Source organism: Dietzia sp. E1 (genome assembly GCF_014145015.1).
In the GTDB taxonomy this organism is placed as follows: Bacteria; Actinomycetota; Actinomycetes; order Mycobacteriales; family Mycobacteriaceae; genus Dietzia; species Dietzia cinnamea_A.
In genome coordinates, this window is the sequence record NZ_JAALDU010000090.1 from 1 (window position 1) to 13,119 (window position 13,119).

Consider the following 13,119-nt stretch of genomic DNA (forward strand, 5'->3'; position numbering starts at 1 on the left):
AACTCGGACAGCTCGCCGATCCGCCCATGACCAAGGACGCCGTCGCCGGCCGCATCCGGCGGCTGCTGTCGATGGCGGACCGCAAGGCCGCCGAGCTCGGCATCCCGGACACCGAGTCCGTGGTGACCGAGGACATGCTCGACGACGCCTGATCGACCCCAGAACACCCTGCACGGGGCCGGGCACCGGCGGGTAGTCTGGGTCACGTCCCCGGGCCCCACCCGGCCCCGGTGACGTCCAGCGTTCTCGCACCACCAATAAGGAGACATCACGTGACCGTGCGCGTAGGCATCAACGGATTCGGACGTATCGGCCGCAACTTCTACCGCGCGGTGGAGGCTCTCAAGGCCGAGGGCAAGACGGACATCGAGATCGTGGCCGTCAACGACCTGACCACGAACGACATGCTCGCTCACCTGCTCAAGTACGACTCGATCCTCGGTCGCCTCGGCAAGGACGTCACCTACGACGACAACTCGATCACGGTCGGCGGGACCAAGATCGGGGCGCTCGCCATCAAGGAGGGCCCCGCCTCCGTGCCGTGGGGTGACTACGGCGTCGACGTCGTCGTCGAGTCCACCGGCATCTTCACCTCGGCGGAGAAGGCCCGCGGCCACCTCGAGGGCGGCGCCAAGAAGGTCATCATCTCGGCCCCCGCGTCGGACGAGGACATCACCATCGTGATGGGTGTCAACGACGACAAGTACGACGGCTCGCAGACGATCATCTCGAACGCCTCCTGCACCACCAACTGCCTCGCGCCCGTGGCCAAGGTGCTGTCCGACGAGTTCGGCATCGTCAAGGGCCTCATGACCACGATTCACGCGTACACCCAGGACCAGAATCTGCAGGACGCGCCCCACAAGGACCCGCGTCGTGCCCGCGCCGCCGCGCTGAACATGGTCCCGACCTCCACCGGTGCCGCCAAGGCCGTCTCCCTGGTGCTGCCCGAGCTCAAGGGCAAGTTCGACGGCTACGCCGTGCGCGTCCCGCTGCCCACCGGCTCCCTGACCGACCTCACCGTCGAGCTCGAGAAGAAGGCCTCGGTCGACGAGGTCAACGCCGCGGTCAAGGCCGCCGCCGAGGGCCCGATGAAGGGCATCCTCAAGTACACCGAGGACCCGATCGTCTCCTCTGACATCGTCACCGATCCGCACTCGTCGATCTTCGACGCGCCGCTGACCAAGGCGATCGACGGCCAGATCAAGATCGCCTCCTGGTACGACAACGAGTGGGGCTACTCCAACCGCCTGGCCGACCTCATCGGCCTGGTCGGCAAGTCGCTCTGAGAGCCTTGAGGGCCTGACGACACCCGTACCACACACCGGGCCCGGTCCGGGGACGCCGCGAGCGTCCCGGCCGGGCCCGGCGCACATCGACCGGCGCCGCACGGTCAGTCCACCCACCCGGTGACCCACCCACAGTTCTTCCGACAGGAGTTCCACCACATGGCCGTGAGCACGCTCTCCGACCTGCTCGACGCCGGCGTAGAGGGCCGTAAGATCCTCGTCCGCTGCGACCTCAACGTCCCGCTCGACGGGAAGACCATCACCGACGCCGGTCGCATCACCGCTTCGCTGCCCACGCTCAACGCGCTGCTCGACGCGGGCGCGGCACTCGTGATCACCGCCCATCTCGGCCGCCCCAAGGGCGAGGCCGATCCCGAGTTCTCCCTCGCGCCCGTGGCGGAGAAGCTGGGAGATGAGCTGGGGCGGTACGTCCAGCTCGCCGGTGACGTGGTGGGGCCGGACGCGCGTGAGCGGGCCAACGGCCTGACCGACGGCGACGTCCTGCTGGTCGAGAACGTCCGCTTCGATCCCCGCGAGACGAGCAAGGACGAGTCAGAGCGCGCCGCGTTCGCCGCGGAACTCGCGAGCCTCGTGGGCGAGGACGGCGCGTTCGTCTCCAACGGCTTCGGCGTGGTCCACCGCGCCCAGGCCTCCGTCTACGACGTCGCCAAGCTCCTGCCGGCCTACGCGGGCGACCTCGTGCAGAGCGAGGTCGACGTGCTCGCCGACCTCACGGGGGACCCGAAGCGTCCGTACGCGGTGGTCCTCGGTGGATCCAAGGTCTCGGACAAGCTCGCCGTGATCGAGGCGCTGGCACCGAAGGTCGACACCCTCGTCATCGGCGGCGGCATGTGCTTCACCTTCCTCGCCGCGCAGGGCCACGGCGTGGGCTCCTCGCTGCTGCAGGAGGAGATGATCGACACCTGCAAGGACCTGTTGGCCAAGTACGGCGACGTCATCACGCTCCCCGTGGACGTCGTCGCCGCCGACGGGTTCGCCGCCGACGCCCCCCACACCACGGTTCCCGCCGACGCGATCCCCGAGGGCAAGATGGGCCTGGACATCGGCCCCGAGTCGGTCGCCGCCTTCGCCGAGAAGCTCACCTCGGCCAAGACCGTGTTCTGGAACGGGCCGATGGGCGTGTTCGAGTTCGAGGCCTTCTCCGCCGGCACCCGCGGCGTCGCCGAGGCGATCATCACCGCGACCTCCGCCGGCGCGTTCTCCGTCGTCGGTGGCGGCGACTCGGCGGCCGCCGTGCGCACCCTGGGGCTCGGCGAGGAGAACTTCTCCCACATCTCCACCGGCGGCGGCGCCTCGCTGGAGTACCTGGAGGGTAAGGAACTGCCCGGCGTCACCGCCCTCGAGCGCGGCAACTGACCCGGACACCCAGGAACCACAAGGAGAGAACATGGCACGCACCCCGCTCATCGCCGGCAACTGGAAGATGAACCTCAACCACCTCGAGGCGATCGCGCTCGTGCAGAAAGTCGCCTTCTCCCTCCCGGAGAAGTACCTCGAGAAGGTCGACGTGGCGTTCATCCCGCCGTTCACCGACATCCGGGGCGTCCAGATCGTCATCGAAGGTGACAAGCTGGGCTTCGCCTACGGTGCCCAGGACGTCTCGGTGCACGAGTCCGGCGCCTACACCGGTGAGATCTCGGCCTCCATGCTCGCGAAGCTCGGCTGCACCTATGTCGTCGTGGGCCACTCCGAGCGCCGCGACTACCACGCCGAGACGGACGAACTGGTCGCGGCCAAGGCCGCGGCCGCCCACCGTCACGGCCTGACCCCGATCGTCTGCGTGGGGGAGAAGCTCGAGGTCCGCGAGGCCGGTGACCACGTGGACTTCGTCGTGAACCAGCTCAAGGGTTCGCTGGAGGGTCTGACGACCGCGCAGTTGGCCTCCACGGTCATCGCGTACGAACCGGTATGGGCGATCGGAACCGGCAAGACCGCCTCCGCCGCCGACGCGCAGGAGGTGTGCGCGGCCATCCGTTCGGCCCTGGCCGAGCTCGCCGACGCCGAGACGGCCGAGTCGATGCGCGTGCTGTACGGCGGAAGCGTCAACGCCTCGAATGTCGGCGAGCTGCTCGAGCAGCCCGACGTCGACGGCGGTCTGGTGGGCGGGGCGTCGCTCAAGCCCGACGAGTTCGCCCAGCTGTGCGCTATCGCCGCCGGCGGTCCGCTGCCCTGATCCGTTCCCGCCCCCGGCGGGTCGGGCCCTCGTCGGACCGGCACGCCGGGATCAACCGCGGACGCCCGACCGGGTAGTCTGTAGCGGTCGCACCCGACCGCCCGACCTGACGTGAGGCACGATCCCTACATGAAGCTCGCCCTGGACATCTTCCTCATCATCACCAGCCTGCTGCTGATGCTGTTCATCCTGCTGCACCGCGGCAAGGGCGGCGGCCTGTCCTCGCTGTTCGGTGGCGGTGTCCAGTCGAGCCTGTCGGGCTCGAGCGTCGTCGAGCGCAACCTGGACCGGGTCACCGTGGTCGTCGCGGTCCTCTGGGTGATCGCGATCATCGCCGTCGGCCTGCTCGTCCGCTTCGGCTGATCCCCGCTCGGGGCCCATACGCGCGAAACGGGGTGTGCACTCTCCCACGAGGGAGGGCGCGCACCCCGTTTCGTCGTCCCGGGTGATCCGACGTGGCGCCGGGCCGGCTCTGCGGCGCTGAGCCGGCACCGTGGCGCCGGGCCGACGAGCGGTGCAGGGCCGGCGTCAGCTCACCAGCGAGGCGGCGGGCCCGTCGAGGTGGTAGGTCGTGGACTCGGTGCCGACGGCCCCGGCGACCGGCCAGTCCGCCGGATCGGCGCCACCCAGACCCTTCGCGACCGCCTCGGCCTTCCCGTCTCCGGTGGCCACGACGATGACGTGCCGCGACCGGCGCACCGCCGGCAGCGTGAAGGTGAGTCGCTCCGGCGGCGGCTTGGGACAGTCGCGGACGCCCACCGCCAGCCGGTCGGTCTCGGCGATCGCCGGGGTGTGCGGGAAGAGGGAGTCGATGTGCCCCTCCGGCCCCATCCCGAGGAGCGTCACGTCGAACAACGGCTCGTCGCCACCGGGTAGGTCCACCTCGGCGAGGAATGCCTCCGCGGCGGCGTCGACGTCGTCGAACTCGCCGCCGCGCGCCGGCCAGCGGTGGATGGTGGCCCGGTCGCCGACGGCATCGAGCAGGACCTCGGCGAGCTGTCCGTCGTTGCGGTCGGGGTGATCGGCCGGGACGAAGCGCTCATCCCCGAGGAAGATCGTGACCCGGCTCCAGTCGACCTCGGTTCCGGCGAGCGCGGCGGCCGTCTTCACGCCTACCGAACCACCGGTCAGGGAGAGCGTCGCCCGGCCGGCCGCGGCGACGCGTTCGTTGAGGTGGCCGGCCGCGGCGAGGGCGGCGGCCTCCGCGAGGGACTCCGCGTTCTCGTGGACGAGATGACGGCTGACTGACATCGACGCTCCTGTCGTGGTGGTGGGGTGGGAACGGACGCGGGTGCCGGCCCTTTCGGACCCGGCTCAGCGAACCGACGCCGAGGTGTAGATGACGCGATCGTGGTTGGCCAACGCGTCCGCGTACACACCATCAGTGTCCATGCGGCGCAACTCCTCCGCCAGACAGTCGGCCACACTCCGACCCACGAGAGCGACCCGGGTGGGGGACTGCCCGGTGATGCGCAGCTCCGCGGAGGTCGCGCTGACCTGCTCGATGACGATGGACCCGGAGGCACGCTCCAGCACGACCATCCTCGGCCCGACCGCGCGCAGGACGTCGATCCCGAGGCGGGACGCCAGCCACCCGCCCGCGAGGTCCACCGACGCCGCACGCTCCGGCCCACAGACGGTGGCGCCCGTGATCGGCTCGAAAGGGGGGCGATCGAGGGTCGCGGCCAGCAACGAACGCCAGTGGGTGATGCGCGCCCACGCCAGGTCGGTGTCACCCGGCGAGTACCCGGCCGCTCGCTTGGCCAGGGCGTCCGTCGGATGCCCCTCGGCGTCCGAGTCGACGATGCGGCGCCGGGCGAGCCGACCCACGCGGTCCTCGGACAGCAGCGTCGGGGAGTGGCGGGGCCACCACACGGCGAGCGGGGTGTCGGGGAGCAGCAGCGGCGTCACGAGGGACGCCGACTGCGACGCCATCGCGCCGGACGTGCGCAACACGACGACCTCCGCCGCGCCGGCATCGCCGCCGACGCGGATCTGGCCGTCCAGCCGATCGGCGTCGGCGCGCCGCCCCCGGATGACCACGATGACGCGGCACGGGTGCTCCCGGCTGGCCTCGTTCGCCGCGTCGATCGCCGACTCGCTCCCACGGACGTGGTCGGTGATGACGATCAGCGTGAGGACGCGGCCGATCGTGCTCAGGCCCGCCTCCTCGCGGATCTGCACGAGCTTCTTGGCGATCGCGCGGGTCGAGGTGTCGGGTAGGTCGATGATCACGGTCGCCTCCATGCGCGGCCGCTGCGGGCCAGGATCTCGTCGGCGCCCCTGGGCCCCCAGGTGCCCGCCTGGTACTGCTCGGGTTGGCCCTCCGACTCCCACTCACGCAGGACCGGGTCGAGCAGTTGCCAGCTCAGCTCCACCTCACGCGAGACGGGGAAGAGGGACGGCTCGCCCAGCAGCACGTCGAGGATGAGTCGCTCGTACGCCTCGGGCGAGGATTCGGTGAACGCCTCGCCGTAGGCGAAGTCCATGTTGACGTCCCGGACCTCCATCGCCGTCCCCGGCACCTTCGACCCGAACCGCAGGGTGACCCCCTCGTCCGGCTGGACGCGGATCACGAGGGCGTTCTGCCCCAGCTCCTGCGTCATCGTGGCGTCGAACGGCAGGTGCGGGGCGCGCCGGAAGACGACCGCGATCTCGGTGACGCGGCGCCCCAGGCGCTTACCGGTGCGCAGGTAGAACGGGACGCCCGCCCACCGTCGGTTGTGGACCTCCAGGGTGATGGCCGCGTAGGTCTCGGTCGTCGAGGACGGGTCGTAGCCCTCCTCGTCCTTCAGCCCGACGACCTGCTCGGAGCCCTGCCAGCCGCCGGCGTACTGACCGCGCGCGGCGGTCTGGGAGATCGGCAACGCCAGCGAGGTGGACTCGAGGACCTTGGTCTTCTCCGCACGCAGCGCGGCGGCGGAGAAATCGGTCGGCTCCTCCATCGCCACGAGCGCCATCAGCTGGATGAGGTGGTTCTGGATGACGTCGCGCGCGGCACCGATACCGTCGTAGTACCCGGCCCGCCCGCCGAGACCGATGTCCTCGGCCATCGTGATCTGGACGTGGTCGACGTGGTTGGCGTTCCACACCGGCTCGAAGAGCTGGTTTGCGAAGCGCAACGCCAGGATGTTCTGGACCGTCTCCTTGCCGAGGTAGTGGTCGATACGGAACACCGAGTCCTCGGGGAACACCGCCCCCACGACCGTGTTGAGCTCGCGCGCACTGGCCAGGTCATGACCGAAGGGTTTCTCGATGACCACCCGGCGCCAGGATCCCTCGGGACCCCGCGTGCACCCGGTGCGATCGAGGTGCCGGCACACGGTCGGGAAGTCATCCGGGGGGATCGACAGGTAGAACGCGTAGTTGCCAGCCGTGCCCCGCTCCGCCTCGAGCGCGACCAGCTGGTCCGCCAGGCGGTCGAAGCCCTCGTCGTCGTCGAAGGTTCCGGTCACGAACCTCAGTCCCGCGGCGAGTTGCTCCCACACGTCCTCACGGAACGGTGTCCGGCAGCGCTCGCGGGCCTGTTCGCGGGCGAACGCCGCGAACTCCTCGTGCGCCCACTTACGCCGACCGAACCCGATGAGGGAGAAGCCGGGCGGGAGCAGACCCCGGTTGGCGAGATCGTAGATCGCCGGGATGAGCTTCTTCTTGGACAGGTCACCGGTGACGCCGAAGATCACGAGGCCGGAGGGCCCCGCGATCCGCGGCAGCCGCCGGTCGCGGGGGTCCCGGAGCGGGTTGACCCATCCCTCGGGGGCCCCTGTCGAGCTATCGGCGCCGGACGTGTCCAGACGGCCGGGACCGGTCACGAATCCGACGGGATCTCGTCGATCCGCGCCCTCACCGTGTCCAGCAGATCGTCCCAAGCGGTGACGAACTTCTCCACGCCCTGGCGCTCGAGCAGCGCGAAGACCTCGTCCAGGTCGATGCCCTCGGCACGCAGCGCGTCGAGGGTGGCGCGGGAAGCCTCAGCGGTGCCCCGCACCGTGTCACCCTCCACCACACCGTGGTCGCCGAACGCCTGCATCGTCGCGAAGGGCATCGTGTTGACGGTCCCGCGCGTGACCAGGCCGGTCACGTACAGCGTGTCGGGGTACGCCGGATCCTTGACGCCCGTGGAGGCCCAGAGCAGCCGCTGCGGCCGGGCGCCGCGGTCCGCCAGCTCGCCGAATCGGCCGGCCGGGTCGAATACCTCGTCGTAGACCTCCTGGCACAGGCGGGCGTTGGCGAGCCCGGCCTGGCCGCGCAGTTCCGACGACTCCGGCAGGCGAGAGTCGATCTCGGTGTCCAGACGGGAGACGAACACCGACGCCACCGAGTGGATCGACGACAGATCGTGCCCGGCGGCCACGGCCTGCTCGAGGCCGGTGAGGTACGCCTCCGCGACCTTCCGGTACTGGTCCGCCGAGAAGATCAGCGTGACGTTGACGTCGATGCCCTTGCCGATGACATCGGTGATCGCCGGCAGGCCCGCCGCGGTGGCGGGGATCTTGATCATCACGTTGGGCCGGTCGACCGCGGCGGAGAGCTCGACCGCCTGCTGGACGGTCTCCGCCGTGTCGTGTGCCAGGCCCGGGTCGACCTCGAGGGAGACGCGACCGTCCACGCCGTCGGTCGCCCGATAGGTCGGCGCGAACAGGTCACAGGCGTCCCGGACGTCAGCGGTGGTGAGCGCGCGGACCACGGAGGCGAGTTCGCGGTCGGCCCGCACCGCCTCGGTGAGGGCGCTCTCGTACGCCGACGAGTCCGCCAGCGCCGACTGGAAGATCGCCGGGTTGGTGGTCACGCCCACGATCGAGTACTCCGCCACCCGCTTCTCGAGCTCACCGGAGGCGAGGAGCTGACGGGACAGGTCGTCGAGCCACACGGAGACTCCGGCGGCACTGAGAGCGGCGAGATTCGCGTTGGTCATCATGCCTCCCCGGCAACGGCCGCGAGCGACTCGCGGGCGGCGGAAACCACCGCGTCGGCGGTGATCCCGAATTCGGTGAACAGGGTCTCGTAGGGCGCGGAGGCGCCGAAGTGCTCGAGCGAGACGGCTCGGCCCGCGTCTCCGAGGAACCGGTACCACGGCATCGCGATACCGGCCTCGACCGAGACCCGGGCGCGCACGGCGCGCGGGAGGACCGACTCGCGGTACTCGGCGTCCTGCTGGTCGAAGAACTCGACACAGGGCATGGAGACCACTCGCGTGGGCACGCCCTCGGCCTCGAGGGTCTCCCGAGCGGCCACGGCCAGCTGGACCTCGGACCCGGTGCCGATGAGGATCACCTCGGGGGTACCCGTCGACGCCTCGGCGAGGACGTAGCCGCCCCGCTCGACACCCTCACGGGCGAGCTGCGCGGTGCCCTCGAGCACGGGTACGTTCTGCCGGGTCAGGCACAGCCCCTTGGGTCCGTCGAGCGCCTCCAGCATCGCCCGCCAGGCGGCGGCGGTCTCGTTGGCGTCGGCCGGACGGAGGATCGCCAGCCCCGGGATCGCGCGCAGCGCCGCGAGCTGCTCGACCGGCTGGTGGGTCGGGCCGTCCTCGCCGAGACCGATCGAGTCGTGGGTCCACACGTAGTAGGCGTTGCTGCCCTGGAGCGCGGCCAGCCGGACGGCCGGGCGCATGTACTCGCTGAAGATGAGGAACGTCCCACCGTACGGGCGGGTGGGGCCGTGGAGTGCGATGCCGTTGAGGATCGCGCCCATCGCGTGTTCGCGGACACCGAAGTGCAGGTTCCGCCCGTAGGGGGAGGCGGTCCACGTGTCGGTGGTGATCGACGCGGGGCCGAACGAGTCCGCGCCCTTGATGGGGGTGTTGTTGGAGCCGGCGAGGTCGGCGGACCCACCCCACAGCTCCGGAAGCGTGGCGGCGAGGGCCTGGATGGCCTCGGCGGAGGCCTTGCGGGTGGCGACGCCCTTGGGATCGGCCTCCCAGGTGGGCAGACCCGCGTCCCAGCCCTCGGGGAGCTGGCCCGAGTACAGCCGATCGAACAGCGCCTTGCGCTCCGGGTTCGCCTCGGCCCAGGCGTGGAACATGTCGCTCCACTGCGCGTGGACGCGCGCACCGCGGTCGCGGGCTGCACGGGTGTGGGCGATCACCTCGTCCTCGACGGTGAACGGCTCCGTGCCGGCCATGCCGAGCGCCTCCTTGACGGCATCGACCTCGTCCTGGCCCAGCGCGGCACCGTGCGCTGCGCCCGTGTTCATGGCGTTCGGCGCCGGGTAGGCGATGATCGTGCGCAGGACGATGATCGAGGGCTTGTCCGTGACGGCTCGTGCGTCGGCGATCGCCTCCTCGATGGCGGCCACGTCCTCGCCGCCGTTCACCGTCTGGACGTGCCACCCGTAGGCCTCGTAGCGCGCCGCGACGTCCTCGTTGAACGCGATTCGGGTGTCGTCCTCGATCGAGATCTCGTTGTCGTCGTAGATGGCGATGAGGTTGCCGAGCTGCTGCGTGCCCGCGAGCGAGGCGGCCTCGGCCGTGACGCCCTCCTGGATGTCGCCGTCGGAGGCGATCACGTAGATGAAGTGGTCGAACGGGCTCTTGCCGGCGGGGGTGTCCGGGTCGAACAGCCCGCGCTCGTAGCGCGCCGCCATCGCCATACCGACCGCGGAGGCCAGTCCCTGTCCGAGCGGGCCGGTGGTGATCTCGACCCCGTCGGTGTGCCGCCACTCGGGGTGGCCGGGGGTCTTGGAGCCCCAGGTGCGCAGGGCCTTGAGATCCTCGAGCTCGAGGCCGAAGCCGGCGAGGTACAGCTGGATGTACTGCGTGAGCGAGGTGTGCCCGCAGGACAGGATGAACCGGTCCCGTCCCACCCACGTCGGATCGGACGGGTCGTGCCGCATGATGCGCTGGTAGAGCGTGTACGCAAGCGGGGCGAGGCTCATCGCCGTGCCCGGGTGACCACTGCCGCACTTCTGCACGGCCTCGGCGGCGAGGACGCGCGCGGTGTCCACTGCACGGGTGTCCAGTTCGGTCCAGTCGGATGGGTGGCGGGCGGTGGTGAGCTCGGTGATCTCCGACGCGCTGGTCACTTGTGGTTCTCCCGGGTCTGAGGGTGCGGCGCGGATCCGCGCGTATGTCGTGAACCACCTTAGTGGTCGCGGCCACGGCGGGCGTACCGTCCCCGCCCCCGCTCTTTCGCGGACCGCGCAGGGGGGACGTAGTATCGGCTCGGTAGTGCGTTGACGTCTACTGCGAGGAGTTCCGGTGCACGATTCCACCCCGACCCGGAGTGGGGGGCCATCAGTCTCCCCTCCAGAGTCCACGGGGCGGCCGGCTCCGGCGAGCGGGCGGGCCCGTGTTGTCGACGTGGTGATGGCGTACATCGCCCTCACCAAGCCGCGGGTCATCGAGTTACTCCTCGTCGCCGCTATCCCGGCCCTGCTGCAAGCGGATCGCGGGAACATCCACCTCTCTCTGGTCCTGCTCACCCTCGTCGGCGGCTGGATGGGCGCGGCGAGCGCGAACTCGCTCAACATGGTCGTCGACTACGACATCGACCAGGTGATGAAGCGCACCGAGCGCCGCCCGCTCGCCCGCCACGCGATCACCCCGCGGGCCGCGCTGATCTTCGGCCTGGTGCTCGGCGTGGCCAGCATCCTATGGCTGGGGCTCCTGGCCAACAGCTGGCTCGCGGCGTTCTTCATCCTCATCACGATCCTGTTCTACGTGATCGTGTACTCGATGATCCTCAAGCGCCGGACCGCTCAGAACGTCGTCTGGGGCGGCGCCGCGGGCTGCATGCCGGTCTTCGTCTCGTGGGCGGTCATCACCGACAACCTACCGGACGGTCAGCCCCATAACTGGTGGCAGGCGGTCGTGCTGTTCCTCATCATCTTCTTCTGGACGCCACCGCACACCTGGGCCCTCGCCATGCGTTACAAGGAGGACTACAAGGCCGCCGGCGTGCCGATGCTGCCCGTGGTCATGGGTCCCGAGGGCGTGACCCGCCGCATCACCATCTACACGTGGGTCACCGTGCTGTGCACGCTCGCGCTCATCCCCGCGGCGGGCTGGGTCTACGCGGCCGGCGCGATCGGCTTCGGCGTGTGGTTCATCGTCATGGCGCACCGCCTCGAGGCGGGCGTGCGCCGCGGCGTCGAGGTCAAGCCGCTCAAGCTGTTCATCCTGTCGAACAACTACCTCGCCGGGGTCTTCGTGGCCCTGTCCATCGACGCGGTGCTCGGACTGCAGACCGTGGCGGAACTCCTGCCGCTGGCCTGACCGGGTCCGGCGGGTCCCGCTCAGCGCTCGGGATCGAGTGTCACCGAACCCGTCGTCCGCCGCTCCTGCAGGGCTCGGTGCGCTTCCGCGGCCTCTGACAGGCCGAACGTCGCCCCCACCGACAGCCGCAGCGTGCCGTCGACGACCCCTTCGAGGACCTCGACGGCCCGGCCGCGGAACTCCTCCGTCGTCGCGATGTAATCCGCGAGGGTCGGGCGTGTGAGGAACACCGAGCCGGCCGCGTTGAGTCGCTGCGGATCCACCGGCGGCACCGGACCGCTGGCGGCGCCGAACAGCACGAGCGTGCCGCGCCGCGCGAGGACCGCCAGACTGTCGTCGAAGGTGTCCCTACCCACGCCGTCGAAGACGGCCGCGACGCCCCCCTCCGCCAACTCGCGCACCCTCTCCGGCGTGGCCTCCGGGTAGAGCAGCACGTGGTGCGCCCCGAGCTCGCGGCAGAGGTCGGCCTTCTCCTCGGTCGAGGTCGTCGTGATCACCCGGAAGCCGTGGGCCACCGCCAGCTGGATGAGGAGCTGGCCGACGCCGCCCGCCCCGGCGGTGATCAGTACGTGATCGCCGGCCGAGGCCCGGTGGGTGTCGGTGATCAGATAGTGCGCGGTGAGCCCCTGCAGCAGCATCGAGGCCGCCACGTCGTCGTCGATTCCCTCCGGCACGGTGACCACCGACTCGGCGGGGGCGACGATGTACTGGGCGTAGGAGCCGGGCACCCGGCACCAGGCCACCCGGTCGCCGGCGACCAGGTCGGGCGTGCCCTCGCCGACCGCCTCGATCACCCCCGCACCCTCGCTACCCGGGATGAACGGGAGGTCCCGCTCGTAGACGCCCTCGCGGAAGTAGGTGTCGATGTAGTTGACCCCGATGGCGCGGGTACGGACGAGCACCTCACCCGGGCCGGGCGACGGCACGTCGACCTCCACCGGTGTGAGCACCTCTGGGCCGCCGTGTCGGGAGATCTGGATCGCACGCATGGCGCCCAGTATCCGGTAGGGCGCGGCCCGCCGCAGCCGGAGCGCCGTCAGCGGTTCGGGGCAACGCGGGAGTGCCGACCGATCCGAGGCGGGGGAGGCGATAGGCTACGCCCCATGAGCCTGCAGATCCTTTCCCAGTACGCCGGGGGGCCGCGAGTCCGGGCCACCGGCAGGTCCGAGATCACCACGACGGGATCCGATACGGCGTCCGAACCCGTCGAGTCGTCGACAGCGGCTGAAGAGACGACGGCGGTTCCCGCGGCCGCACAGGCCGAGCCGTCCGGCTCCGGCGCGGACGAGCAGGCTTCCACCGCCCAGGACGCACCGGAGGCGAAGAAGCCGGCCGCCGAGGCCGGGACCCCGGAGAAGCCGAGCCCGGCTCCCGCCGCCGCCGGCGGGGTCGGTTCGGGCGGCGGGATCTCGCTCGGCCGT

General features: G+C 70.5%; 11 protein-coding genes and 2 pseudogenes. 7 read left to right on the forward strand and 6 right to left on the reverse strand.

Annotated elements, in window-relative coordinates; genetic code table 11:
* The 5 genes and pseudogenes from G6030_RS03920 to secG form a co-directional block, all read left to right on the forward strand.
* A pseudogene (locus tag G6030_RS03920) lies at positions 1 to 152 on the forward strand (DNA-binding protein WhiA); the annotation flags it as partial.
* A gap of 120 nt (positions 153 to 272) precedes the next feature.
* Positions 273 to 1,289 (forward strand): type I glyceraldehyde-3-phosphate dehydrogenase, encoded by a 1,017-nt coding sequence (gene gap, locus G6030_RS03925; RefSeq protein WP_007628580.1) that lies wholly within the window; start codon positions 273 to 275, stop codon positions 1,287 to 1,289.
* Between the two features lie 159 nt (positions 1,290 to 1,448).
* Positions 1,449 to 2,666 carry a phosphoglycerate kinase gene (locus tag G6030_RS03930; RefSeq protein WP_007628578.1) on the forward strand — a complete coding sequence of 406 codons (1,218 nt, stop codon included), beginning with the start codon at positions 1,449 to 1,451 and terminating at the stop codon, positions 2,664 to 2,666.
* A 31-nt stretch (positions 2,667 to 2,697) separates the two neighbouring features.
* Positions 2,698 to 3,483 (forward strand): triose-phosphate isomerase, encoded by a 786-nt coding sequence (gene tpiA / locus G6030_RS03935; RefSeq protein ID WP_007628577.1) that lies wholly within the window; start codon positions 2,698 to 2,700, stop codon positions 3,481 to 3,483.
* A 129-nt stretch (positions 3,484 to 3,612) separates the two neighbouring features.
* A complete protein-coding gene (gene secG, locus G6030_RS03940; protein WP_007628575.1) occupies positions 3,613 to 3,846 on the forward strand; it encodes a preprotein translocase subunit SecG in 234 nt (77 codons plus the stop codon).
* A 165-nt stretch (positions 3,847 to 4,011) separates the two neighbouring features.
* On the opposite strand, the gene pgl is transcribed toward secG, so the two are convergent.
* The 5 genes from pgl to tkt form a co-directional block, all read right to left on the reverse strand.
* Positions 4,012 to 4,734 (reverse strand): 6-phosphogluconolactonase, encoded by a 723-nt coding sequence (gene pgl, locus G6030_RS03945; RefSeq protein WP_182642269.1) that lies wholly within the window; start codon positions 4,732 to 4,734, stop codon positions 4,012 to 4,014.
* Positions 4,735 to 4,797: 63 nt separating this feature from the next.
* On the reverse strand, positions 4,798 to 5,718 hold the full coding sequence (locus G6030_RS03950; RefSeq protein ID WP_311199433.1) for a glucose-6-phosphate dehydrogenase assembly protein OpcA: 921 nt from the start codon (positions 5,716 to 5,718) through the stop codon (positions 4,798 to 4,800).
* On the reverse strand, positions 5,715 to 7,277 hold the full coding sequence (gene zwf, locus G6030_RS03955) for a glucose-6-phosphate dehydrogenase (protein WP_182642274.1): 1,563 nt from the start codon (positions 7,275 to 7,277) through the stop codon (positions 5,715 to 5,717). The genes G6030_RS03950 and zwf overlap by 4 nt, the downstream gene beginning before the upstream one ends.
* Before the next feature lie 14 nt (positions 7,278 to 7,291).
* A complete protein-coding gene (gene tal / locus G6030_RS03960) occupies positions 7,292 to 8,398 on the reverse strand; it encodes a transaldolase (protein ID WP_241724136.1) in 1,107 nt (368 codons plus the stop codon).
* Positions 8,398 to 10,506 carry a transketolase gene (tkt, locus tag G6030_RS03965; RefSeq protein ID WP_182642271.1) on the reverse strand — a complete coding sequence of 703 codons (2,109 nt, stop codon included), beginning with the start codon at positions 10,504 to 10,506 and terminating at the stop codon, positions 8,398 to 8,400. The genes tal and tkt overlap by 1 nt, the downstream gene beginning before the upstream one ends.
* A gap of 175 nt (positions 10,507 to 10,681) precedes the next feature.
* On the opposite strand from tkt, the gene G6030_RS03970 reads away from it, so the two are divergent.
* Complete coding sequence (locus tag G6030_RS03970; protein WP_347238569.1) at positions 10,682 to 11,698, forward strand: heme o synthase; 1,017 nt, start codon at positions 10,682 to 10,684, stop codon at positions 11,696 to 11,698.
* 20 nt (positions 11,699 to 11,718) lie between these two features.
* Here the strand turns inward: G6030_RS03970 and G6030_RS03975 are convergent, their stop codons facing one another.
* Entirely contained in the window at positions 11,719 to 12,687 is a 969-nt protein-coding gene (locus G6030_RS03975; protein ID WP_182642273.1) for a quinone oxidoreductase, read from the reverse strand.
* 114 nt (positions 12,688 to 12,801) lie between these two features.
* On the opposite strand from G6030_RS03975, the pseudogene G6030_RS03980 reads away from it, so the two are divergent.
* Positions 12,802 to 13,119 (forward strand): annotated as a pseudogene (locus tag G6030_RS03980) (hypothetical protein); the annotation flags it as partial.